We start from the raw sequence: 24,258 nt of genomic DNA, 5'->3' as shown, positions 1-24,258 counted from the left end.
CCGGATTTGCGAGCGCTTACCATGACGCTGTTGCTCGGCGTCGTCGGCTGTGTCGGCGAACCGGCATCGCCCAAGACGTCTCATTTTGAACACGACCACGAGATGGCCGAGCATTGGCCGAGCGATCTGGCGGACGCGTCGGCAAAACTCCGTGCAAGGCTCGATGCGATCGTAACGGCGCTCGAAGAAAACCCCGACCAGGCACAACAGCTGGCGGACGAAGTCGCAGAGATTGTCAGCTGGGTGCCAGAGATCGCCGCCGACACGAATCTGTCCGAACAGGATTGGATACCGCTCGATCACGCCGCGGAGTCGCTGGCCGCGAATCTGCGCGCCGCCGGCAATGCGTTGACCGAGTCCAATCGCAGGCAAACATTCGCCTTGTGTGAACAGATCGACCAGTCACTCTCCAAGATTCCAGATCAATTCCCTTCACGGAAAGGGGCATCGCAATGAATTCAGCACCAGTCATGCTTGTCGGCGGACTGCTCCGCATCGCTCAAGGTTTGCTCGCCGCCGCCCCGACGTTGGTGGTCGGCTTGTTGATCGCCGCGATTCTCCGTTACTACCTGGGGCGTGATGGAACACGCCGGCTGTTCGGTGGCGATTCGCTACGAAGCCTGCCCCAATCCTGGTTGGTCGGCATGCTGTTGCCGGTCTGTTCCATCGGTGTGTTGCCGATCTTGATCCAAATGCGGCGTTCGGGTGTCAAACCGGGTGCGATGTCGGCGTTCGCCCTGTCAGCTCCGCTGTTCAATCCGTTGTCGTTGCTGTACGGGCTGACATTGAGTCGACCGCTGGTCATCATCATGTTTGCCGTCGGTTCATTGATCATCGTGACCGCGCTGGGGTGCTTGTGGGATTGCTTGGATCGACGTCGGCAGCAGACGGCTGATTGCGACCGACAGGAGACGGATTCCGGATTGATTGGCACGCGTCGTTTGGCGGCAACGGTGGTTTACATGGCGCGCGACGCATCGGGGGTGCCGCTGGCGCAAGCGCTGCTTGCGCTCTCGGGGCTTGCCGTCTTGGCAGCTGTCTTGCCGTACGGCGCGATGCAACACAGTGTTGAGCGCGATGACCCGATGGCACCACTGACGATGTTAGGGGTCGCGGTGCCGGTCTACGCGACGCCGATGTTGGCGATGAGTCAATTGGGCATGATGTTTCAACATGCCAACTCCCCCGGCGCGGCCTTCACGTTGCTGATTCTTGGAACCGGGATGAATCTTGCCACACCGTTTTGGTTTGGCAGACATTATGGATGGAAGGCGTCGGCCTCGTGGCTGGCCGGATTAGTGTTGATTGTCGTCGGCATTTCGTACGGCATCAACAAACCGCTTGTGCCGCCGGGCGTGCAACCGGCTGGCCATACCCATGCGTTCGACATCTATGCCAATCCACTGCCATCGTTTCCGCCGAATCTGTGGGCCGCGTGCGACGAAGTGATCTCGAAACAGGCCGACCTTGCGGGATGGATCTCGATGGCGGTGCTCGCCGGCTTTGCGATCCTCGGAATGATCCTGCGGGCGTTGGCGATCGACGAGTCGCGATTGGCGCTTGAGAAACCGGAAACGGCCGAAGTAAACGGACCGCGAGGATTTGACGTCATCGTTCCGAGAGGCGTGATGGGCGCCACCCTGTTGGCCGGTTTGGTGGCACTGAGTGTCGTTGCCTGCTACGCCTACTACCCGCCGCCGGAGGAATGCTTGGAAGAAATTGCCTTGGCCCGCGCGGAGTGCTTGTCGGCTGCAAACAGCGGTAACAAGGATCACGCTCTGTTCTGGCTGCCGGTTTGGGAAGAATGGAGCCGACGTTTAGAGGTGGGAGCCTTCCTGCGACACGGAGAATTACGGCGTTACCAGAGCATGCAGGGGTATCTGATCCGCAAGAAGCTGGAACTGCTCGAGCACGAACTGGAACACGACCCCTACGAGCCGGAGGAGGTCAAGGCCGTGATTCAGGGAATCTTTGCCACCAATTCGCGTTGGGTCGCAAGCTTTCGCGGCCCCACCTAGTGCTTTTTCGAGCGTAAAAAGGGGCACGAACGCCACCGACGGACTATACTCCTCGGCGGTCGGACCGGATCTCTTCAATCAGTGAAGCTCTGGAGGAAATGAATGAAAACGTCAGTCTCGCGGGTCGGTTTTACGCTGATCGAGTTGCTGGTGGTCATCGGAATCATTGGAATCTTGGTTGCCTTGTTGCTGCCCGGGGTGCAGGCTGCGCGGGAAGCGGCAAGACGCGTCGATTGTTCCAATCGCGTGCGGCAATTGGCCCTCGCGACGCAAATGCACCACGATACGTTTAAGTATTTTCCGCCGGCACGCTACGAGTCGCGTCCGGACGCCAGTCCGTCCGATCAATGTGGGCTGGAAACGCCCACCTGGCTGGCCCGGGTGATGCCGTTCATTGAACAAGTTGCCCTGGCAGATCAGTGGGATTTTTCCAAGCCGTGGCACCAGCACGACGAAGACGTTCGCACCGTCGTTCCAGACATTTTCCTTTGTCCGTCGCGACGCAGTGGCACGAGCCCCGTCGGCACGCGCAGTCTGCGAACCACCGTGACGGGCGGCGGCGGTCGCTTGCCTTGCGGTTGCCCCCTGCCGCCACGTCCAGTCGATGTCTCACTCGACGTCCCCGGAGCGCTTTGCGACTATGCCGGAAACCATGGCGACTTGAGCCCTGGCGCGACCGGCGAACCCACCGATTTCTATTTCGGCGGCAACGGCACCGGAGTCATCATCAGTGTTCGCCCCAACTGTAAAGAGGGCGATGCGATCAGCCCGTCCGATCGGATCCGCATGGCATCGGTCAGCGACGGAACGTCCAACACATTTCTGTTTGGTGAAAAGTTCGTCCCGATCACCCAACTGGAACAGTTTCCATTCGACTCGCCCGCCTACGACGGGGATCATCTGCCCGCCTCCTGTCGCCTGGCCGGCCCGGGACTGCGGCTGGCAAACGGTCCCAACGATGTGCTGGCAGACATGTTCTCCTTTGGAAGCTGGCACCCCGGCGGAGTTCATTTTGCCCTCGTTGACGGGAGCGTTCGATTCTACAGCCCCGATACCGACACCAAAGTCCTCGGGGCGTTGGCGAATCGACGCGATGCCCGCGTCGTCGAGTTGGCCCCGTGAGCAGCGTCATGACCAGAGCCGGCCTGTTTGTGGTGGCAGCCCTGTACGTTGTCATGTGCGTGGGCTGTGGCAACACCGTCGGTCCGACATCCGGGGTGGTCCGATTTGACGATGGCACCCCTGTTTCAGCGGGCAGCATCGAGTTTCGAAGACTGACGGACAAAGAACGTTTTGCCAGTCGCATCACGCCCGAGGGGGCATTCCAGCCTGCGAATCAAGACGGGGAGATCGGTCTGCCGCCGGGATCGTACGAGGTTGTCGTGGTGCAAATCGTGTTGACCGAAGATCTGGCCAAAGAAGCCCATTCGCACGGAAACACCGTTCCCCGTCGCTATGCCGATTACTACACCAGCGGCCTGAAGGTCGACATTGCCGACGGCCAAACCGAGCCGGTCGAGATGGTGCTTCAGTCGCAGTAACTGAAACGCCAGTGTTTCGCAGCGTTTGCCCAAAGGGCATCCACAACATAGCCTGGGGTCAGGGAACGAGCGCAGCGGAGTGACCGCCACCCCAGGGAAAGAACTTTGAGGTCGAGCAGATCTTAATTCGTTGAGACGATAAGGTGTTCGTCACTCTCCCCCTGGGAGAGTCGAGCGTAGCGAGGAGAGGGTTTGCGTTGTTGCTTGAGATCGCCCATCAAGAGTGAAGTGAACGCCGCGATTCACCTTTCGACCTCCCCTCGCTTCGCTCGACCCTCCTGCCAGGAGGGTGACTTTAAAACTGCACGCCCCCCTTTCGATTGTCCGTCGGCTCTGCCGCCGGCAATCGAAGAGGGCAGGGGTTTGGGTGGATCAGCGGCGTCTTCTACGCCACCAGATGACGCCGGCAAGGCCCACGAGTAATCCTCCTCCCACACCGGCGACCTGCCCCCAAGCGGACATGAGGACGATTTTGTGGATCAGCCCTGCGTGCTGCTCGTTGGTTTTGGGAAGCTGCCCGGTGTACTTGGCGATGTGATGCAGAAGGTTGATGGCGGCGGAGTTGGCGGGTATCTCTTGGTGGCAGGCGATGCAGGTGCCTTCCCGCTGGATGTGCTCGATTTCTTGCTTGTTCAGGGCGCGCGAGAGTTTCCAGTGGTGGCCCACCGTGGCGAGTTGGTTTCCGTCGCGGTCGACAATCTGCGACCAGTCATGATCCAGATTCTCGATCGCGGGTTGTTGCGGTTTCGCCCGCTCGGACAACACCGTGCCGTCGCTCGTTTCGAGATCTGCAACATGCGTTTCGTTCCACGGCCTTGTCCCAGGAATTCCAAGGCCCAGGGCTTTGTCTGACGCGTGGCACGATTCACAGCTCCGCGCGTTTTTGGTCATCGTGTGCGGCTGGGTGGGGCTCATGTCGATCGCCAACTGGCCGCCTTCGCCACTGCCTTCGGTACCGGCCGGCGTTTTAAAAATATGATTCTGCAAAATCGTTTTGCCGTCGGCTCCGATGATCGTGACCGATGGCTGGCAGCCGGGCGCCAGCGGCGTCACGCGACCTTCGCCGTTGATTCCCATCATCGGTTCCTCCCAGCGCAGGTAGCTGCGGCTCTCGGTGACCTTGCCGGGAATCACCGTCTGAAACTGCTCTTCACCGTCTGCCGTTCGGAATTCGGGCTGCATGTGTTTGCGACCGGCGGCGACCCAGTCGAACCCGGTCTGTGACTCATCGCATTCCGGGCAACGATCTTTCTGACTGTAATCGACCTTGACGTGACATCCGTAACACTGCGGCGTCCAGCTTGCGTGGCAGGTGTAGCATTCCATCCGATCCAAGTGTTTGGCAACTCCCTGCATCGCCACCAAACCTCGCGCGCTGATCTGGTTTTCTTCCACCAACCTCTTCAACGGCTTGAGCCGCAGATCCTTTCCTTCGGCGGTGTAGACGATCACTTCGTCGCCGTCGCGAACCGTGTTTTCGTAAGGATTGCCGCGGGCGGTCAGCAGATATCCGTCTTTCTTGTCGTGTTGAGACCCGGCCCAGGTGTGCGGCAGTTGTTGATCGGTGACGCCACGCGGCTGGCCATCGGCCGGTGACATGTCGAATTCATCCATGTAACCGAGCGGCAATTCCCACGGATACTTGTCCGGCGTTCCGTGGCAGTCGGAGCATTCGATTTGCACCGCAGCCAGCGTCGTCGGATTGAGGAAACCGTCACCGTGCACGTCGATCGAAGTGTGGCAATCCTGGCACTTCATGCCCTTTTGGTAGTGAATGTCTTGCTCCATCGCGATGTAGTGCTTGGAGTGCAAGTCGGGTGTCCCGGCTCCCGTTTCGGTGAACGGCGACGTGTACGGCGTTTCCATCAATCCTTGAAACGAAACCCCGACGCGTTTGCCGCGATTGTGGCACGTCGTGCACGTTTCAACCGCCAAGCCGTGGTAACTCGTTCCATGGACGGTAACGGTCGCTTCACGCGTTCCCTGTATTTGGTGGGTCAGCGGATGCGTCGGCTCATCGGTCGGGATCGAACGGTCGTTTCCTTCATAGAATCCTTCGTTGCTGTAGGGAATATGGCAGGACGAACATCCCATGCCGCGAAAATCGCCTCGCCGCGACCGTCCCTTCACCGCGTGGTGACAGCGGTTGCATTCCTGACGGATGTAGGTGAACGCGGCACGTTCCGGGTTATCGCTGAGCTGATCCAGCTGATCGAAGCCGACCGCGTCAGGCAGGGGTTCATGCCGATCGACAAACACGTTGGGTTCCAATTTTCGCAACCGTTCCATGTAGGCACGATAGGCGTCGGTACCGAGCCTCGCCTTGGGGTCGGTGGGGTTCTCCACCGCGTAGTTGCCGTACTTGTGCTCGTATCCGGTCAGCGCCCCGAAGGACCAGCACGTTCCCTGGATCTTCCCCGCCTCGGTCATCATCAGACTTTGCCACTGGATTTCGACTTGTTCCTGGTGGCACTGGCCGCAGGTCTCTTCGTTCACCCAGGGGCTGCCGGGATCGGGAAAGAAGTCATCGCCCCCGTGCGCGATCGTTTTCTCCTTGGTCTCTTTCGGATCGCCGTTGTGACAAACCACGCAGCCGGCCGGATCCCCCAGTTCTGTCCCGCGGGCCATGATTTGGTTCAGCATTTCGGAACCGATTTCTCGAATCGGCTCGATCTCCCCGTGACACGCCATGCACCCCGAATCGGCGGCTTGGGGAAAGTGATCCACCAATCGTTCTTGCGAGACTGCAACCGCCGTCGTGGCAACGCAGCACAGAAACGTGATCGAAGCGATTTCGAACCGACGCGTCCAAGCGCACCGTGTCGCGAGGATCGGTGTCTCGCTCATCCTGTCAAACATCAACGGCAAACTCTGGGGCAGCGTCTCTCGGAATGCGTCCGCGATGACCGGATCGGCCACGCGATGGGCGGTTGAGTTTCACCGCATCGGTCTCCAGGTGGAAGCGGCATTCCGCTCCTTTCCGAAGAAAACGATGGATTCTCGCTCCCCCCCGATGCCAAAAGTGCTCACTGCAAGCGTCTGTGTTTACCCTGGCGAGATTTCGCCCGAGCTGGCTCAATGCTCATCTCATCGCTGGTTTCCCTGTCAGGCCAATTGCACCTGGAAATTGATCCGCATGATCAGATTGTCGACGTCTGACAGCTCGACCTCGTGCAGGTCGTCGCCCAGGACGATCCACATGTCGGATGCGGCGATCTGAACTTGGTAGGTTCCCGCATCGCTGATCGAGTCAAACGAGTATCGACCGCGGCTGTCGGTCGTGGTTTGTGCGACCAGGTCACCGGCGCTGTCGAGCAACTCCACGGTCACGCCTTCCACTCCCGCGTCCTCATCCTTTTGTCGATCGCCATCGGACTGACCACGTGCCTGATCGGACCGCTGATCCAACCGCAGATCGCCACGTTGATTCACTTGATCTTGCGCCAGCAAGCTCAAGTTCGTGTCGCTGAACTGGCTGGAAATCGTCCCAAAGTCATCGAAGTCCGGGGCGGCGACGACCGTCCCGCTGATTGCAAAGGATGCATCCGAAGCGTCCGATGAATCGGTACCGTCGGTTGCACCGGAGGCTTCGTTGAGTGCCGCGAAGTCTGCGGCGACGGAGGCGGCGATCGCCTGGCCCACCTCTTGGCCGACCAGGTCATCGAAGTCGAAGTGAATGCCCAAGTAGACTCGGCTACGCCCGTTCTCTGCCATCGCTTCGCTAAAAGAATCAAATTGGCGCGTCGCGTCGTCGAGGTCCAGACCGTAAGCCTCTTGCAACTCAGGATCTTCCAACAGAATCTCCAACTCTCTGGAAGTCACTTCAAACGAAATGTCATCCGTTCCATAAAAATCTTGCAGTGTCCCGAACAGGGCTCCGCCGAAGGTCGCGTGGCCGGAGATGTACGTCGGGAATTGGGGCGTGAATCCGACAATGTCTCCGTCGTCTTCGGGGCCTCCCAGCGGCGTCCAATCTTCATCGCCTTCGGTTAGCGGGTTGCCATCGCTATCGCCTTGTTGGATCGCGGTGACCGGCCGCCAAAACTCTTCGCTGAATTTTGTATCCCAAGCAACAATCGCCGCGTCTGCCATGGCGACGGAGGCTTGAGCGAACAGGGCGACGTTTTCTTCAAACGTATTGTCTTGCTGAGTCGCGACGCTTTCCAACACATCCGTGAACAGCGCGAACGGAGTGCCCAGCCCTTCGCGGTCATAGGCCCAGAACAGGCCGATTTCAGTTTGCTCGGCGGTCCGCTCCGTGCTATCGACCGAACCTAGCGCCAACACTTCGTTGTAGGACTCCGCATACGCTTCACTGGTCAGATCAGGCGGGGATTCGGGGGAGAATTCGTCAACGGATGAAATGGAGAAGGTGTCCAGATCACCCCAATCCGGTCCCCACGCCGGAACGTTGGGGCTGTAGGGATCCGGTTGGAAATATCCGGCTTCGTCGGTGTACGTGTATTCCCCGACCACTTCCGAACCGTCGTCGACGCGGAGCGCCAAGATGTGGTTGGCCACGTCTTCACCGAGGGCAAAGCTGTCCGCAAGATCGATTTGCGAATCCTGGGCCGCGATCCAATCTTCAAGGGCTGCATCGAGTTGTGCTTGTTGGTCTGGGTACAGGCCACTCAGCGCGGTGTAAGCCGCAGCCGTGGCGGCGACTTCCGCGGAAACGTCGCCCGTCGTGCTCGTCAAGGAACTGTCGTAGTCATAGAACGTGCCGTCGGAATTGCCTGATGCGATCGCAACGGAATCAAAGATGGCCAAGTTCAAAATGGCGTTGGAACGCGACGCGTATCCGGGGTTCTGGTTTTCCGTGTTATCGACCAATACTTCGCCAAAGACATCATTCCAAAACAGCACGGAATCCGACGCTTGCTCGGCGGCGATTGGGTCTTCATCGGTCGAATCGTCGGTCGCAGGGTCTTCCGTGGTAGGAAGTTCGTCTGGTTCGCCACGGCTATCTCCGGGAGACTGTGACGATCCACCCAACTGTCCCTGTTCACGACTGAGCCGGTTGATCACCATCAGCGCATCGAGCGCGGAATCACGACCGTCGTTATTCACGTCGGTCATGCGGCCTGGTTCACGTGGTTGGTCGCCGCCGGCGTCTCCCCCCTGATCTTGACCGCTTGCCAATTGGCGGCTCATCTGGTTGATGATGGTCAGGGCATCGACGGCCGAGACAACGCCGTCTTGGTTGACGTCTTCGGGCATCGCCTCGTTGTGAAAGAGATTCGCCGCAAGGAGCTGGCGCGTTTCCAGGTTCTCGGGTTGAGGTCGTCGTCGCAGTGTCTTTCGCTTCATGCGATGCTTACGACGAGAAAGAGTTTGGCGTCCAATCCAGCGATTCCAGAAGCGTGCCATGGGACCACCTGTGCGTTTTTCATCCAGAAGAAGTGGGAGTAGATCATCGCCAACACGTCGCGGCGTACCGCGATCAGTACCGGCTCACTTCTTAGGTGAGCTTCTTCGTCACAAATGTCACACTTTGGATCGCTGGTGCTCCCTACACGCACATCTCCCGCTGCAACCAAGCTCTTGCATAGGCCCAGTTTCGTTTCGTGGTTCGTGGAGAAACGCCGAGAACCTCGGCGGTTTCGTCGATCGTCAGCCCCGTGAAGTCGTCCAGATACGTTTGCGGTCGAGAGGAAAACAAATCGGCTGCGGAGACACCGCTCTCGACATCCGTCGTCAACTCTTCAATCGTTTGGCGTCTGATCCATTCGAAAAAGATTTCTGAAAAGCGTGGCCCTGGTCATCGACCGATGGCGCATTACCTCCGGGATGGCTGTCTCGCAAACGCCATTCGCTCTTCCCCGGCTCGTCAATCTCTCTTTGGAACCCAACCATGAATCGTGTCTTTCAATTCGCCGTCCTCGTCGCCATCGCGGCAACGCCAAGCGTCCTGTTCGCCCAACCACCTGGACGCGGTGGGCCCGGTGGCATGCGTGGAGGCGGTGGCCCCCCGACTGAAATGATCATTCAGCTGTTCACCCAAGCGGACGCCAACCGAGATGGAGTTGTGACCAAAGCGGAACTGACTGCGGTTCTGCAAAGCCAAAGTCGCAGCAATCAGTTCGGACGCGGCGGCCCGCCTCCGCAGGGTGGTAACTTTGGCCCCCAAAACCAACAAGCCCTGAACGCACCGCCGCAAGACGGTGGTCCCCAAGGCCCGCCCCCGCAACCCGGCCAAGTCCTGCCCGAACCGATCGCGCGGTCGCTGAACCTGAACGACAAACAAACGCGCCAGCTCTCCGCCTTGCAAGCCGATGTCGACAAGCGTCTCGCCGGGATCTTGACCGACGAACAAGAAGAGCAACTCAAGAACGCCCGTCCGCCGCAGGGTCCCGACCGCGCCGGCGACGATCCTGGAAACCGCGCCAACGGTCGGCCCCAACGCCCACTGTGATTGTGATTGGTTGCCGATCGCGTTGGAACTGTGCCCCCGAGGGTCGTTGAAGCAGTCGACCCGCGGTCGGAATGACCGCCGGTCACTCGGTCGCTCGAAATCTCCAATTTTTCGTGACGTTTCGCTCGAAATCCTTCCTGTTTTGATAGCGAAGGCGGACGCAGTAAGACAACTCGAAAACATTGGGAGACGAGACATGAACGAGACCCACGAAATTCGTTTTCTTCGCATCGAGCATCTCGAATCTCGATCACTCTTGGCAGCCAATCTGTTTGCCAGTGACGAAATTGATTTCGATCTGTTTGCCGATGCCGCTGACTCCAGCAGTGCGCGGCAGAATGCCGGCGATGACTTGACGCAAGAAGTGCGAACGTTTGAAAGTGCAAACCGCGTCGGCTTGCAGGCTTTCATCGGTCCAACCCAGCCTGAAACGAATTCCAATCTGACGGAGAACACATCGTCTGACTTGACGTCACAGACGGACGCCGCGGAGACACTGAGACACGGCCCGCAAGCACGACGCTCGCCGGGGTCCGACGCATCCGATGCGACCGATCAGTCACCCAGCTCGGCAGTGGACGCAGCGTTGGTTGCAATCACGGAAACCGAATCGACTGAAACCGTGGACGATGCGATCACATCCGAGACGGAAACTGAGTCCGAACTTGCCCAACAACAATTGTTCGACTTGACCATGGTTTCCGCCATCGAAACACGTGAGCAGGAACTTGTCTCCCTTTCACTCGCCCGTTCGGTCACGAGCGACGACTCAATCGATGGACTGATCGAGTTGTCTTCGTCGTCGAATAGCGTTTACTCAATGGACGATCTGCAAGACGATGACGCTCCCCCGTGGACGTTTGCTCTTCCCGTTGCCCCAGAGATCCAATCGGTGATCGATCAAGCGTCGAATCCAAGCGACGAAGTCACCGACGCGATGTTCACACACTGGTTCGGTGGAACAGACGAAACGATCGCGTTCGACCAACAGCTTCTGTTGATCGGGCCTTCCATCGCTGCCGACGACTGGTTCAACGCGCAAGGGGAATCGATGCTACAACTGCATCGTTCGTTCGAACTGATCACCGGCGGAAAGGAGCTTCCCCTGTCCGACGCGGCTCTCGACGCGCTCATCGCATCACTTGCCGAGACGGCAGAATCGCGGCTCCAGCCGGTTGGCAGCACGTATTCGTTTGAGCTCCCAAGACTCGCCTATCCCGCGATTGCGATCTTGACGGTTGCCGTGATGATGGCACGACGCAAACACAAACATCCCCTGCCTGTTGCACCACCGAGATCGCGTCCCCGCTAAGTAATAAGCGAAAATTCTGTGGGATAGGCTTCCAGCCTGTCGACACAGCAATGACAGGCTGGAAGCCTATCCCACTGGTTAGATCCGACACCATCTTTTCCATCTCGTGTTGGCGGACGGAAAAGCCAATCAACCATTCACAACGCATCAGGAGATCCAAACTGATCCGACTGGTCAAATCAATACGAGGAATCACGATGACAGACTTCACCGTTCACACGATCGAAACCGCCGGCGAAAGCAAGCCCCTGTTGGAAAAAAGTAAAAAGACGTACGGATTTGTGCCCAATCTGCACGCCGTCATGGCCGAATCCCCGGCGCTGCTGGAGGCCTATCGGACGGTCGCAGAGATCTTCGACACCAAGACCGAACTGTCCCACACCGAGCGTCAGATCATCGCGATGACCAACAATCGGCTGAACGGTTGCACGTATTGTATGGCAGCGCACACGACGATCATGCAAGGGTTGAAGGTGCCCGAGGATGTGATCGAATCACTTCGCGACGGCACCCCGATTGCCGATCCGAAACTGGAAGCGCTCCGCGTCTTTGCCGAGACGGTCAACGTCAAGCGTGGCTGGGTCGAAGACAGCGAGATCGAAGCCCTGTTGGAGGCGGGATACACCAAGCAAACGGTGCTCGATGTGATCGTGGGCACCGCGTTCAAGGTCCTGTCGAACTACACCAATCACGTCGCCGAAACCCCGCTCGACAAACCCTTCGCAAAAAACGAGTGGAGCGCCGAAGCTCAACCCTCGAGCTGAAGTCGTCCGGCAACGCGGTGAAGGATTGTTAGCGGAACGGCGCGAGCGGGCTGTCGATTTTGTGAGCCGCGCGCCGCGTAAGCGGCCGGGCACTGCGACGCTGCCCGAGGCCTGACGGCCAGCGGCTCACCATTGACTCTGCAGATCCCGACTCAATCGACAGCCCGCGAGCCGTCCGGTCGCGTTTTAAAACGCCGTGAAAGACCGGAGGGCTCGCGCCCTGCCGCTAACAACTGCCTCACAGAACGGATCGTGGAGGCCCTTGCTACGGTTATCAAGGTTGCATGAACCGTTGCGGATACTGATTTGCGATATTGGCTACGTCCCAAAGAGAACACGAATCGCAGCCATCGCTTTCATGCGCTTCACTTGGCTTGGCTTCCCAAGCCGGCACAAATCGGGATAATCGTCGCTCCAATTTCATTGAACGACTCGGTGAACCATAGATGAGCGATTTACCCAACTGCCCGCAATGCGACGGCGAATACACCTACGAAGACGGGCCGCTGCTGGTCTGCCCCACTTGTGGCCATGAATGGTCGCCGGCCGAGGAGGCTGCCGCGGCGGACAATGATGCCACGCGCGATGCAAACGGCAACGTGCTCGAAAATGGCGATTCCGTGATCGTCATCAAGGACTTGAAGTTCAGGGGCGGCGTCGTCAAGGGTGGCACCAAAGTCAAAAATATCCGGATCGTTGACGGCGATCATGACATCGATTGCAAGGTCGACGGGATCGGAGCGATGTCACTGAAATCCGAATTTGTCAAAAAAGCGTGACGCCCTCGCCCTCTTAGTGTATAATTGACACTAAGAGGAAAGGGAACATGAACCGATCATCGAATTCGCTGGCGTTGCTGACTGACTTGTACGAGTTGACGATGGCCTATGGCTATTGGAAATGCGGCAAAGCGGAGCAGTCCGCCGCGTTTCATCTGTTCTTTCGCAACAGCCCGTTTCACGGCGGCTATGCGATTGCCGCGGGCCTGGAACCGGTGCTGGATTTCCTGCGTTCGTTTCGATTGGACGCTTCCGACGTCGAATATCTGGGGACGCTCGTCGGCAATGACGGTCGGCCACTTTTTGACGCGGAGTTCTTGCAGTACCTGGCCGAACTCGAGCTGACGTTGGATCTGGATGCGATCCCGGAAGGCACCGTCGTGTTTCCGCATGAGCCGCTGCTGCGTGTCTGCGGGCCGATCGTGCAATGTCAGTTGATCGAGACCGCGATGTTGAACCTGATCAATTTCCAGTCCTTGATCGCAACCAAAGCCTCACGCGTCGTGATGGCGGCCCAAGGCGACGCCGTGCTTGAATTTGGCTTGCGGCGGGCCCAGGGAATCGACGGGGGGTTGGCGGCCAGTCGTGCAGCCTTCATCGGCGGTTGTGCCGCAACCTCGAATGTGTTGGCCGGCAAGCGGTTCGGGATACCGGTCAAGGGCACCCACGCCCACAGCTGGGTGATGTCCTTCGACAGCGAACCGGACGCCTTCGCCGCCTACGCCGAAGCGATGCCGAACAACTGCGTCTTTCTGGTCGACACGTACGACACGTTGCAGGGGGTTCGCCATGCGGTCGAGGTGGGGCGACGGCTTCGCGAATCGGGGCATCGGATGGTCGGCATCCGACTGGATTCCGGGGACCTGGCGTGGTTGAGCATTGAAGCCCGCAAGATTCTTGATGCGGCTGGATTCCCTGATGCGGTGATTGTCGCCAGCAACGACTTGGACGAACGTCTGATTCAAAGCTTGAAGTTTCAAGGTGCTGCGGTGACGGTCTGGGGCGTCGGAACCAAGTTGGCCACCGCTTACGACCAACCCGCACTCGGTGGCGTCTACAAACTCGGCGCGATCCAGGACGAATCCCAGCAGTGGCAGCCCCGCATCAAAGTCTCCGAACAATTAATCAAGACGTCGACTCCGGGGATTCAACAAGTGCGCCGCTACGTGGACGACGATGGCATGGCGATCGCCGACATGATCTACAACGAGCTGCAGCCGATTCCCGAGACTTGCACCGCCGTCGATTTCCAAGACGCCACCCATCGAACGGAGTTCGCCGCGACGGTCGCGTTCGAAGACTTACTCAAACCGATGATCCGCCAAGGCAACGTTGTCGGCGAATCGATCCCACTGGACGATATTCGCAGCCGAGCGCTGAAACAATTGCAGCAATTTGATCGCACGATTCTGCGGATCGACCATCCGCACCGATATCGCGTCGGACTCGAGCACGCTTTGCATGACTTGAAGGCTGAAATGGTGCTCGAATCCAGGCAACGCATCAAAACGGGGACCGCGACATGACGTCGACCTACAAGTATCCAAGGCCTGCGTTGACCGTCGACTGCGTTGTGTTTGGGCTTGATGAACCCGAGTTGAAGGTCCTGCTGATTCGACGTGACTTGGAACCCTTTCGCGGCAAATGGGCCTTGCCGGGTGGTTTCGTCCATCTCGATGAGTCGCTGGAAGATGCCGCCAAACGCGAGCTGCGGGAAGAAACGGGGCTCGAAAAAGTCTTCCTCGAACAGCTCTACACCTATGGTAACGTCGAACGCGATCCCCGCGAACGCGTCGTCACGGTTGCCTACTATGCGTTGGTCCGTCTTTCGGAACACCGTGTCGTCGCGTCGACGGACGCCCGCGATGCGGCATGGTTTGGCGTCCACGACGTCCCGCGCCTGGCATTTGACCACGACCGGATCTTGAAAGCCGCCTACCAACGGCTGCAAAACAAACTGCGATACGAACCGGTCGGTTTTGAATTGCTACCTAAAAAGTTCACGTTGCGGCAGTTGCAGCGACTCTATGAGATCATTTTGGACAGGTCGCTCGACAAACGAAATTTCCGAAAAAAGATCCTTGGCATGGAGGTGCTTGAGGAGCTTGATGAGGTGGAGGCCGATGTGGCGCATCGCGCCGCGCGGCTGTATCGATTCAATCCAAAGCGTTATCGTGAAATGGTCAAACGGGGAGTGAACTTTGAAATCTGACAGCACCACGAAAGATCACCAAGCGTTGTTGCTGGTTGATTTGCAGAATGATTTCGTCGACGGGGGAGCACTGGCGGTGCCCGGCGGGTTGGAAGTGATCGAAGTGGCCAACAGGTTGATCCCCAAGTTCAATTGGGTGGTTGCGACACAGGACTGGCACCCGGCCGATCACCAAAGTTTCGCCAGCCAACACGCCGGACTGGCCATTGGAGATCAGTTCTTGCTGGATGAAATACCGCAAGTCGCCTGGCCGGATCACTGTATCGAGCATTCGCAGGGTGCGGAGTTCGTGGCATCGTTGGCTCAGGATGGAATTGATCATGTGGTTCGCAAGGGAACCCAACGGCAGATCGATAGTTACAGCGCGTTCTATGACAACGGACACCTACATGCGACGGGCCTGGCGGACGACTTGCGCCGTCACGACATTCAACACGTGTTCGTGATGGGATTGGCCACCGATTACTGTGTGCGGGCAACGGTGTTGGATGCGATCAACGACGGCTTCCGCGTCACGCTGGTGGTCGACGGCTGTCGCGGCGTCGAAATGAACCCCGGTGACGTCGAACATGCCCTGAAAGAAATGCAAGACGCGGGCGCCGAACTGGCTCGCAGTGACGAACTTTAACATGGACGCAAGTGCAGTCGCGGTCATCGAATGCCTTTCGACCGTCGCCCCATGCCGGCCGAATGAAATACAGCATTCAAGCGATTCGACGTGACGTGTCTGCGTGAAAAAGCCCCCTTCGGATCAGGACGCGCGTTGCGCATTGTCCGGAACGGGCCATCGTGTCGTTGCGATCACCGTTCCGCCGATTCTCACAACGACCGACACGATGGGGAATACGATGAACCGCCACACGATCTTTTTGGCTGCAAGCTTGATGCTCTTGGTCCTGGAATATGCCGATGGCCAAGGTCCCCTGGGGCCTCCCAGGATGCCAAACGCTGGGGGCGGCTTGCAGCCGCAAATCGCCAACAGCTCCACCACCGACGCCACCGCGATCGCGCTGAGAAACCTGCCCAACCCGCAAACACTGGCGCAGATGATGATCACGAATTACGACGCCGACGCCAGCGGAGAACTCAACCCATCCGAATTGCAAACCGCACTGGAGGGTCTGCGGACAATGATCGTGCAACAAACACAGGTCGCCCAAACCGCAGTCGCCGCACAGCAAACTCAGCGCAGCTTTCAGAACGTGATGCGAAATCCCGTCAACGCGGGCATTGCCCCCCCGCCACCGGCTGGCCGACCTGGACTTTGAAAACGGCTGACTCTAACGGAATCAATTTCTGTCTGCGCCGCGTCCCTGACGCCTGGCACAATGCTTGCCGGTGGCGTTTGCGCGATGCCACTTACGTTGCGGGTGAACGTGTTCGCAACGAGCGGAATAAAAGTGTCGGATCTCTGAATGTGGGATAGGCTTCCAGCCTGTCATTTCAGCTTCGACGAACCTGGACGCCTATCCCACCGATTTTCGGTGCGTTGCTAAACGACATTGGTCCTTAACCTACCGGGTCGTCTTGCGATCATCCGTGGTTCGCCTGATCACAAACGGAAACGCACCGGCAAGACTTCTTCGGACGCGACCGCGCGGCCGAAGCGTCGGGCCGGTTGGCCTTTCCATCGTTTCACCGCCTGGACGGCCGCCCGATCGAGCGAGCCGTGGCCGCTTGATTCGATGATTTCGACTTCAGTGACGTTGCCGGCTTCGTCGACTCGCAACCGCAACAACACCGTGCCTTGCAGTCGGTCGCGGGCGGCGTCGAGCGGGTACTGCGGCGGCGGGTTCGATGAAAAATCGACGGGCGTCTCGGGTGACAATCCGACCGGTTGGGGGATCGGGATCGCATCAACCGCCGGCGGCGTGACTTTACGGGCAGACCGACGGGGCGGCCGTACTGAAACCACCGTTTCAATACTGGGCAATTTCGCAACTTCGGGGGATTGGCGATGCAGCGTCACGTCGACTTCGGAACGAAATTCGGGAGTGTCCGGTGGAGGAGGCAGCCGACTGGTCGTGGCGGGCTCAAACGACGGCTGATTCGCAGTCTCCACGGATCGATCCGGAGGTGATGGATCGATCGCTGCAAGCGGTTGGATCGTCGGCAGTGGCAGAATCTGGACCGGAAAATCCAGGGCCGTCGGGCTGGCGACGCTCAACTGGATCGCGACGACCCGTTGTTGGCCCGCCGACGTGAACCGGTCGGTCGCCGCCAGCGGTACGGCGCACAGCACCGCCGCACCGACTGCGTGAATGAACAGGGAAAACAGTGTCGGGCGAACGGGGAAACTCATTTGCACAAGTATAACTTTCCCGCGGAAGTTCGTCGAAGCCGGTACATCAACTCGCCATGCTCGATCCAGATTTCAACGCGACCACGAAACAAGTCGTGCGAGGCGATAATCAACGGTGAAGCTTCCGGCGATGGGGTGGGGCAGTCGGGTGCCGATGGGTCGGCCTTTCGATCGTCGGGTTGGTCGTTGGATTGCTGCATTCGCAATTCTGTTAGCAGACGACGTGCCAATCCCCCCTCGGTGAGCGTTTCTCTTCGTCTGGATGCCAAATTCGCCCTGGAATGGCCGATTTTCGTGGCTCGCCGCGTGTCCTGTGGCCCGCAGCCGCGGACACGGGCGGTGGATTTCCCGCCGATCCCGGCGGACTTTCCACCGCGTCGTCTTGCCTAACCGGATCGCATCGTTCGCATCACGTTGACTTTGACGGCGTCCTCGGTGCAATTGAAAGCGATTGAACTGGATACGCCGATGACAACCAATGGATCAGTTTGAACGGATTCGCCGACCTAGCATTGTCGCGACGGGGGCGATTCGGTTCACAGATGGATAGACGACATCGTGAAACACAAGACAACCGTCGCATTGACGCTCGCGCTCGCCCTCTGGCAGACCCGTTCGTCAGGCCAAGAGCCCACTCTGCCGGAAATCGAGGTGCGCCCACCGGCAACCGACCAGGCACCGGCAACCGACACCGCGGACAATGTATCTCCGCTTTCCGGCCAGGATTCACCAACGACCGGGATCGATCCGACGTCACCACCGAGTGCTGGGCCGCAGAATGCCGCGTTTCCGTCGCTCAGCGAGCAACTGTTCGGTGGCACGATGAGCAATCCGACGGGACTCAACAGCGTCTTCCGCGGCGAGACGGATTTGTTCGAAACGCCTCGTTTGGGAACAATCGTCGACCGCGACGAACTCGATCGCCGCCAAGCATCGACGGTCTATCGAGCGTTGCAGAACGAAGTCGGCGTGATGTTGCAACAAACCGGCAACGGACAACTGTCACCATTCATCCGTGGTTTGACCGGGCAACAGATCCTGATTTTGGTCGACGGGATTCGGATGAACACCAGCATTTTGCGCCCGGGACCGAACCAGTACGCGGCGACGATCGACCCCGGTTCGATCGATCGCATCGAAGTGATCCGCGGCGCCGAATCAGCCCTTTGGGGCAGTGACGCGATCGGCGGCGTAATCAATGTCGTCACTCGCAGCGCCGATCCGCTGCGTGGCGACTACGCCAGCCCCTCCTTTAGTCAATTTTACAGCACGGCCGAAGCGTCCTCGTACACGCGAACCGGGTTCAGCGGTTGGTACGGAGCGACGGGGTTCACCGGAGGCGTGTCGTACTTGGACGTCGGTCGGCTGGATCGCGGTGGCGACTTGGGGCGGCAACCTGGCACCGACTACCAACAGTTCGCCGGAGACTTGAAACTGCAACGCATGCTGACGGAGAATCACCTGTTGACCGTCGCAATGCAGCACTTCGAGCAGGAAGATCTCAAACGTAGCGATCGGTTCTTGCCCTTCGTGCTCGGTCCGGCCAGCGACGGAACCGTGCCGACGCAGCGACCGACAGTCTTCGATCCGCAACAACGCGATCTGTTGTACGGGCGTTTGGAAGGGTTGCTGCCCGAAGATGCCGTTCTCGCCGACATGTATTCCGTCACGCTCTCCGGGATGCGAACCAAAGAAGCATCGGTCGTCGATCGCTATTCCGGCAACGACCCCGCCGCCGTGGTGACCCGTCGTGAAATCGGCGAATTCGATGACTGGGGATGGGGGACGACCTTGTCCTTCGTCAAGGACATGAACGATTACGGCAAACTGACCTACGGAACCGACTACTACAGCGAATCGATCGACGCCGAACGTGTGCAAATCGACAACCCGGATACGCCCGGCGCAACGTCGACGGTCACCGACCCGCAATATCCCAATGACTCCGAAGCCGATCGCGTGGGCGTCTACGCCTCCTGGAACGTGGCGCTGACCGGTCGGCTCGATGCCACGACCTCGCTGAGGTACGAGAACCTGAACGTGTCGGCGACGCCGAATTTTGACACCCTCGGCCCGACCTATTTTGAACGGTCTTATCAAGACTGGATTGCCAGTGTCGGCCTGGGGTACAAGCTGACCGATGACGTGCGTCTGGTCGGCGGCTACTACGAAGGATTTCGGGCACCCACGATCGATGACCTGACGGCCAACAAGACGTTCTTGCAAAATAACCAATCGACGCCGCTGGTCGGTAACCTGGACGTCGAACCGGAACACAGCAAGACGTATGAAGTCGGGCTGAAGTTCAATGACGATCGTTTGCGACTGCAGCTGACGGAGTTTTGGACCGATTTCGACAGCTTCATCAACCGCGAAACGATCGGCGGATCGCGATTTCTGACCAATCAAGAAGCGTACATCAATGGAACCGAACTGGCCGGTGAGTACGTGATCAACCGCAACCTCGCCCTGTACGGCAACTTCTACTACACCTACGGGACGGTGACCACCAACGACGATCCGATTTCACGCATCCCGCCGATGCAAGGCATCCTCGGGCTGCGTCTGACCGAGCCTTGCCACCGATCGTACATCGATGTGTATACCTGGATGGTGGACCGCGCCGACCGCTACAGCGAATCAAACCTGAGCGACGTTCGATTCATCGCCGGCGGCACCCCCGGATACGCGACGTTGAATGTCCGCATGGGGCGCACTTTTGGAACGGACAATCAGCACCAAGTCTCGTTGTCGCTGGAGAACATCACCGACAAGTACTATCGTGTGCTCGGCAGCGGAGTGGACGGTGCAGGATTCAACGCCGTGTTCGGTTATCAATACGCGTTGTAATGATCTCGTCGATTGATAGAGTGCTGTACGACGTCCTTTCCAGGTCGTCGTCGGGAGTCCAGCGGACGACGGCCCGGAAGGGCCATCGTACGTGAAAAAGCGGTCGCATCGAGCTGGCCGGTCTCTTCAGGCAATGACTGCTCGCTGCGGAACAGCGAGGCAGGGCGGCTAAAGCGTGCACACCAGCGCTCTTGGCGTCGTCAATTCGCTTGCGTTCTCCATCGCGACCGATAGACTCGCATGCCTGAACCGAAACCGAGGTCAACCTGCCGATGTTTTATCGAGTGCTCCCGCTGCTGCTTGTTCTCACCAGCCATCTCGCCGCGGCTGAATTGCAACGGATCCGGGTAAATGACGAGGGCACGGGGTTCGTCCGCGCAGAGTCTGGATCTCCCTTTGTCCCGTGGGGCTTCAATTACGACCACGAAGGCGATGGTCAACTGCTCGAGGATTACTGGGATGACCAATGGCCCACGATAGAATCCGCTTTTGTGGAGATGAAAACGCTCGGTGCCAACGTGGTCCGCATTCATCTTCAATTCGGCCGGTTCATGGAAAGCCCGGCGGAGCCGCGGCAAGATTCGCTCGACCAACTCACTCGTCTGATTCAGCTGGCCGAGCAAACCGGGCTGTACCTCGACCTGACCGGGCTGGGCTGTTACCACAAACAAGACGTGCCCGAGTGGTATGACAGACTCAGCGAAGAAGACCGTTGGTCGGCGCAAGCGGTCTTCTGGGGAGCCGTCGCCGAGACGTGTTCGGCAAGCCCCGCCATCTTCTGCTACGACTTGATGAACGAACCGGTCGTGCCTGGAGGCGACAAACAACGTGACGATTGGTTGGGACCAGGTTTCGCCGGCAAGCACTTTGTGCAGTTCATCGCGCTGGATCGAAAGAATCGAAACAGGACGGATGTCGCACGAGAATGGATCCGCCTGCTCGTCTCGTCGATCCGCCAGCACGACAAACAGCACCTGGTCACCGTCGGCTTGGTGCCGTGGAGTTTGGATCGCCCCGGGATGACTTCGGGATTCGATCCCGAGCTGATTGCCGACGACTTGGACTTCATCGCCATGCACATTTACCCGGAATCGGGCAAGCTGGCCGAAGCGATTGAGACGGTCAAGGGATTTGCGGCGGTCGGTAAACCGGTCGTCATCGAAGAGACGTTCACGTTGAAGTGTGGCGCCGACGAACTGGAACAGTTCATCGATCAATCCCGGCCCCACGCGACCGGCTGGATCGGCTTCTATTGGGGAAAGACGCCGGATGAAATCCGTCCGGCAAAGACGATCCCCGAGGCACTGACGTTGAGTTGGCTGGAGTTGTTTCAGAAAAAACGCGACGAGATCGTTGGACACACGGAACCGTTTCTCGACAACGGCGTGACGGCGCATCGGGGAAATTCAGGAAGGTTTCCCGAGAATACGATGCCGGCGTTCCAGAGTGGGATCGATCTCGGAGTCGACTGGATCGAGTTGGACATCCTTCGCACCCAAGACGGACGGCTTGTTGTCATTCACGACCAAACCACAAATCGTGTCGGCGACCAAGACCGCGTGGTCGCTGAAACGACCTATGAACAGCTTTCAAAGATCGACGTGGCCACCGACTTTCGCAAACGAACCGGCAAGAGCATCGACGAATGCCCTCCGCAACGTCTTCCGCTGTTGAAAGACGTGTTGCAGTTGGTCATGACGCAATACCGAACACGGGTTTCGATACAGCCCAAAATGGATTGCGTCGCAGACGCCGTGGCGCTCGTCAACAAGATGCACGCCGTACGCTGGGTCGGGTTCAATGATGGAAACCTCGACTACATGGCCCATGTGAAACGACTCGCCCCCACGATCCCCGTGTTCTGGGATCGGGGCAAGCAGACGAACATCGACGACGACATCGCGATCGCAAAGCAACACGGATTCGAAGCGTTGGTGGTCCATCACGCAGGCATCACGTCGGCGAAGGTTCAAAAGATCAAAGCGGCCGGGATCGCCGTCGGCGCGTGGACGGTCAATGACCCGGACACGATGAAACGCCTGCTCAAACTCGGCGTCCAGCGGATCTACACCGACCATCCGCGATTGCTGCTTTCGTTGATTGCGGACGGGCCTGTCGATTGATTCGGCCGATTGGCTCACACCGTCTTGCTCTTTGTTAGCGGCAGGGCGCGAGCCCTCCGGTCTTTCACGGTGTTTTTGAAGCGCGACCGGACGGCTCGCGGGCTGTCGTTTTAGTCGGGATCTGCTGAGTCAGTGGTGAGCCGCTGGCCGTCAGGCCTCGGGCAGCGTCGCAGTGCCCGGCCGCTTACGCGTCGCGGCTCACAAAATAGACAGCCCGCTCGCGCCGTTCCGCTAACACATTCTCATTCCGCCGACCGCGGTTCAATCGTGACTCAACTCGCTCAGTTTCAACGGAAATTCCTTGACGATCTCTCCACTGTTGTCGATGCACTTGAACGTCATCACGGGATCGTCGCTGCGCAGGTCGAAATGGAGTTGCCCCCAAAAGTTGCCTTCATTGTAGGACCAGACGGCGTTGGGGAACGTCTGGTGCGTGTGTTGGTTCGTCACCTTGGCCGACACAAACTCATACAGCGGATAGCCGCGTGGACGATCAATTTTCCAGATGTCCGAACGGTGGCGGTCCCCGGAAATCAGAATCACGCCATCGATCTTGCGATCGTTGATCAGGTCAAAGATCTCGTCGCGTTCGGACCGCGCCCAACTGCCGGCCCACGAGTCCTTGCCGTCTTTGTCGGCACCGTCGGACCACATGGTTCCCGACGCGATCACTTTGAACTTGCCTTTGGCCTGGGCCAGTCCATCAAGCAGCCATTGCTTCTGGTCCGGTCCCAACATGGTTCGGTCCCGTTTGTCGCGGTAGAAACGTCCGTCGGTCATGAAGAAATCGACGTCCCCGAGCGAGAATGAATGCCAGGTGCCGGGCATTTCCGGACCACCGCCGTAATGCGGATTGTTCCAGTTTTGAGTGAAGACCTTCCAGTTGGGGCGTTTCCAGTCCGCTTCCAGACCAGCGCCGCCGGAGGAATCATTCATGGCCATGTCGTGGTCGTCCCAAACGGCATACATGCCAACGCCGGCAATCAGCTCTCGATAGGCCGGGCTGAGGCAACGACGGTAGTAGAATAAACGTTGGGCACCGCGGCGATTGACGACATCGATGTAAACGTTGTCGCCAAGCCCCAAGTACGCCAACGGTCGCGATTGGGCCATGTTGCGCCACGCGAATTCGTTCGGCGGAACGTAGCGTGACCCCGATCCGAACGTCACGTCGAAGTCAACCTTTTGCCCCGTGTCCGGCGCCGTCCGAAATTGGAACGCCGCGGACTGGATCGTTCGGCCATCGACGTTGACCGAATAGTCGTAGTCCGTGAACGGTTGCAATCCCGTCACCGTCATGACGGCCGTGAAGTCGTCATCGGCGGCGGTCTGCACGCTTTCAGATGTCTGTTCCCCGACGTTGATTTGAACCCGTGCCGGCCCCGCGGTGCGAACCCAAAACTTCGCCGACGTCGGCTTGAGATCGCCGAGCATGGGGCCATTGAACAGTTTCAAGTCGTGTTTTTCGACCAACTTGACGAACTCGGGTTCGGTCAACAGATCCGCCATCGCACCTTCGGCGCCGAATCGTCCGGTTTGTCCCTTGGGATCACTGCCGTACAGGGCGTCGATCAAGTAGGGATCCAGATCCAGCATCACTGGATCCTGCTCGCCACCGGTCAGGGGTTCTTTTGCCCCAGCAGACGTTCCTGCGGCGAGCAACAGCGTCGCGATGAACGGGTTGAGAAGCGTCGTCCAAGGTTTCGTTTTCATCAGTTTTCCTTCGAGGTCGGGGCAAGGTGTCCGACATTCTAGGCCACCAGCCCGACCCCAAACAACTCACACCACTCCTCGTCGTCAGAACGCCAATTCAACCCCCGCCCCCTTTTTATCCCGTCCCCTTTTTATCCCGAATCATGCTGCCTTCCGTACCACGCCACCGTTTTCCCACCCCATCGTTTTGCCCCCATCGTTTTGCCCTGCCCCTGATACCCGAGACCGG

At 58.7% G+C, this 24,258-nt stretch carries 19 protein-coding genes and 1 pseudogene; 14 read left to right on the top strand and 6 right to left on the bottom strand.

All coding sequences use genetic code 11. The features are described from left to right. Positions 1 to 21 precede the first annotated feature (21 nt). From Enr13x_RS20680 to Enr13x_RS20665, 4 genes are all read left to right on the top strand, one after another. Positions 22 to 456 (top strand): hypothetical protein, encoded by a 435-nt coding sequence (locus Enr13x_RS20680; RefSeq protein WP_145388817.1) that lies wholly within the window; start codon positions 22 to 24, stop codon positions 454 to 456. Next, entirely contained in the window at positions 453 to 2,018 is a 1,566-nt protein-coding gene (locus tag Enr13x_RS20675; protein ID WP_145388816.1) for a permease, read from the top strand. Before Enr13x_RS20680 ends, Enr13x_RS20675 begins: the two co-directional genes overlap by 4 nt. A gap of 102 nt (positions 2,019 to 2,120) precedes the next feature. Continuing rightward, on the top strand, positions 2,121 to 3,140 hold the full coding sequence (locus Enr13x_RS20670) for a DUF1559 domain-containing protein (protein WP_145388815.1): 1,020 nt from the start codon (positions 2,121 to 2,123) through the stop codon (positions 3,138 to 3,140). A gap of 8 nt (positions 3,141 to 3,148) precedes the next feature. Continuing rightward, positions 3,149 to 3,559 (top strand): carboxypeptidase regulatory-like domain-containing protein, encoded by a 411-nt coding sequence (locus Enr13x_RS20665; RefSeq protein WP_231743670.1) that lies wholly within the window; start codon positions 3,149 to 3,151, stop codon positions 3,557 to 3,559. A 372-nt stretch (positions 3,560 to 3,931) separates the two neighbouring features. Here the strand turns inward: Enr13x_RS20665 and Enr13x_RS20660 are convergent, their stop codons facing one another. The 3 genes and pseudogenes from Enr13x_RS20660 to Enr13x_RS20650 all read right to left on the bottom strand — a co-directional run. Next, on the bottom strand, positions 3,932 to 6,478 hold the full coding sequence (locus tag Enr13x_RS20660; protein ID WP_231743669.1) for a cytochrome c3 family protein: 2,547 nt from the start codon (positions 6,476 to 6,478) through the stop codon (positions 3,932 to 3,934). 186 nt (positions 6,479 to 6,664) lie between these two features. Continuing rightward, positions 6,665 to 8,929 (bottom strand): dockerin type I domain-containing protein, encoded by a 2,265-nt coding sequence (locus tag Enr13x_RS20655; RefSeq protein WP_197455243.1) that lies wholly within the window; start codon positions 8,927 to 8,929, stop codon positions 6,665 to 6,667. 142 nt (positions 8,930 to 9,071) lie between these two features. Beyond that, positions 9,072 to 9,185, bottom strand: a pseudogene (locus Enr13x_RS20650) (ECF-type sigma factor); the annotation flags it as partial. Between the two features lie 228 nt (positions 9,186 to 9,413). Between Enr13x_RS20650 and Enr13x_RS20645 the strand changes: the two are divergent. The 8 genes from Enr13x_RS20645 to Enr13x_RS20610 all read left to right on the top strand — a co-directional run bounded on the left by Enr13x_RS20645 (position 9,414) and on the right by Enr13x_RS20610 (position 16,309). Next, the gene (locus Enr13x_RS20645) at positions 9,414 to 9,974 is read left to right on the top strand and encodes an EF-hand domain-containing protein (RefSeq protein ID WP_145388814.1); all 561 of its coding nucleotides are present in this window, start codon (positions 9,414 to 9,416) and stop codon (positions 9,972 to 9,974) included. 196 nt (positions 9,975 to 10,170) lie between these two features. After that, positions 10,171 to 11,286, top strand: a complete 1,116-nt coding sequence (locus Enr13x_RS20640; protein WP_145388813.1) for a hypothetical protein — start codon at positions 10,171 to 10,173, stop codon at positions 11,284 to 11,286. Between the two features lie 197 nt (positions 11,287 to 11,483). Next, positions 11,484 to 12,050 carry a carboxymuconolactone decarboxylase family protein gene (locus Enr13x_RS20635; protein WP_145388812.1) on the top strand — a complete coding sequence of 189 codons (567 nt, stop codon included), beginning with the start codon at positions 11,484 to 11,486 and terminating at the stop codon, positions 12,048 to 12,050. 446 nt (positions 12,051 to 12,496) lie between these two features. Beyond that, complete coding sequence (locus Enr13x_RS20630) at positions 12,497 to 12,829, top strand: zinc ribbon domain-containing protein YjdM (RefSeq protein WP_145388811.1); 333 nt, start codon at positions 12,497 to 12,499, stop codon at positions 12,827 to 12,829. Positions 12,830 to 12,876: 47 nt separating this feature from the next. Continuing rightward, a complete protein-coding gene (locus tag Enr13x_RS20625; protein WP_145388810.1) occupies positions 12,877 to 14,355 on the top strand; it encodes a nicotinate phosphoribosyltransferase in 1,479 nt (492 codons plus the stop codon). After that, positions 14,352 to 15,041: an NUDIX hydrolase gene (locus Enr13x_RS20620; protein ID WP_145388809.1), complete on the top strand. Its 690-nt coding sequence runs from the start codon at positions 14,352 to 14,354 to the stop codon at positions 15,039 to 15,041. Before Enr13x_RS20625 ends, Enr13x_RS20620 begins: the two co-directional genes overlap by 4 nt. Then, positions 15,031 to 15,669: a bifunctional nicotinamidase/pyrazinamidase gene (gene pncA / locus Enr13x_RS20615; RefSeq protein WP_231743668.1), complete on the top strand. Its 639-nt coding sequence runs from the start codon at positions 15,031 to 15,033 to the stop codon at positions 15,667 to 15,669. The genes Enr13x_RS20620 and pncA overlap by 11 nt, the downstream gene beginning before the upstream one ends. Before the next feature lie 220 nt (positions 15,670 to 15,889). Further along, positions 15,890 to 16,309: a hypothetical protein gene (locus Enr13x_RS20610; RefSeq protein ID WP_145388808.1), complete on the top strand. Its 420-nt coding sequence runs from the start codon at positions 15,890 to 15,892 to the stop codon at positions 16,307 to 16,309. Between the two features lie 284 nt (positions 16,310 to 16,593). On the opposite strand, the gene Enr13x_RS20605 is transcribed toward Enr13x_RS20610, so the two are convergent. Together Enr13x_RS20605 and Enr13x_RS39845 are read right to left on the bottom strand one after the other, a co-directional pair. Next, positions 16,594 to 17,343: an energy transducer TonB gene (locus Enr13x_RS20605; protein ID WP_145388807.1), complete on the bottom strand. Its 750-nt coding sequence runs from the start codon at positions 17,341 to 17,343 to the stop codon at positions 16,594 to 16,596. Then, positions 17,340 to 17,543: a hemin uptake protein HemP gene (locus tag Enr13x_RS39845; RefSeq protein WP_145388806.1), complete on the bottom strand. Its 204-nt coding sequence runs from the start codon at positions 17,541 to 17,543 to the stop codon at positions 17,340 to 17,342. Before Enr13x_RS39845 ends, Enr13x_RS20605 begins: the two co-directional genes overlap by 4 nt. A 358-nt stretch (positions 17,544 to 17,901) precedes the next feature. On the opposite strand from Enr13x_RS39845, the gene Enr13x_RS20595 reads away from it, so the two are divergent. Next, positions 17,902 to 20,193, top strand: a complete 2,292-nt coding sequence (locus Enr13x_RS20595; protein ID WP_145388805.1) for a TonB-dependent receptor — start codon at positions 17,902 to 17,904, stop codon at positions 20,191 to 20,193. A 272-nt stretch (positions 20,194 to 20,465) separates the two neighbouring features. Next, complete coding sequence (locus Enr13x_RS20590) at positions 20,466 to 22,316, top strand: glycerophosphodiester phosphodiesterase family protein (protein WP_145388804.1); 1,851 nt, start codon at positions 20,466 to 20,468, stop codon at positions 22,314 to 22,316. A 261-nt stretch (positions 22,317 to 22,577) separates the two neighbouring features. On the opposite strand, the gene Enr13x_RS20585 is transcribed toward Enr13x_RS20590, so the two are convergent. Continuing rightward, positions 22,578 to 24,029: an alkaline phosphatase D family protein gene (locus Enr13x_RS20585; RefSeq protein WP_145388803.1), complete on the bottom strand. Its 1,452-nt coding sequence runs from the start codon at positions 24,027 to 24,029 to the stop codon at positions 22,578 to 22,580. Positions 24,030 to 24,258: the final 229 nt, after the last annotated feature.

Origin of the sequence: Stieleria neptunia (genome assembly GCF_007754155.1) — a bacterium.
Taxonomy (GTDB): Bacteria; Planctomycetota; Planctomycetia; order Pirellulales; family Pirellulaceae; genus Stieleria; species Stieleria neptunia.
Note: the sequence above shows the minus strand (reverse complement) of the source record. Positions and strands in the feature narration are given on the sequence as shown.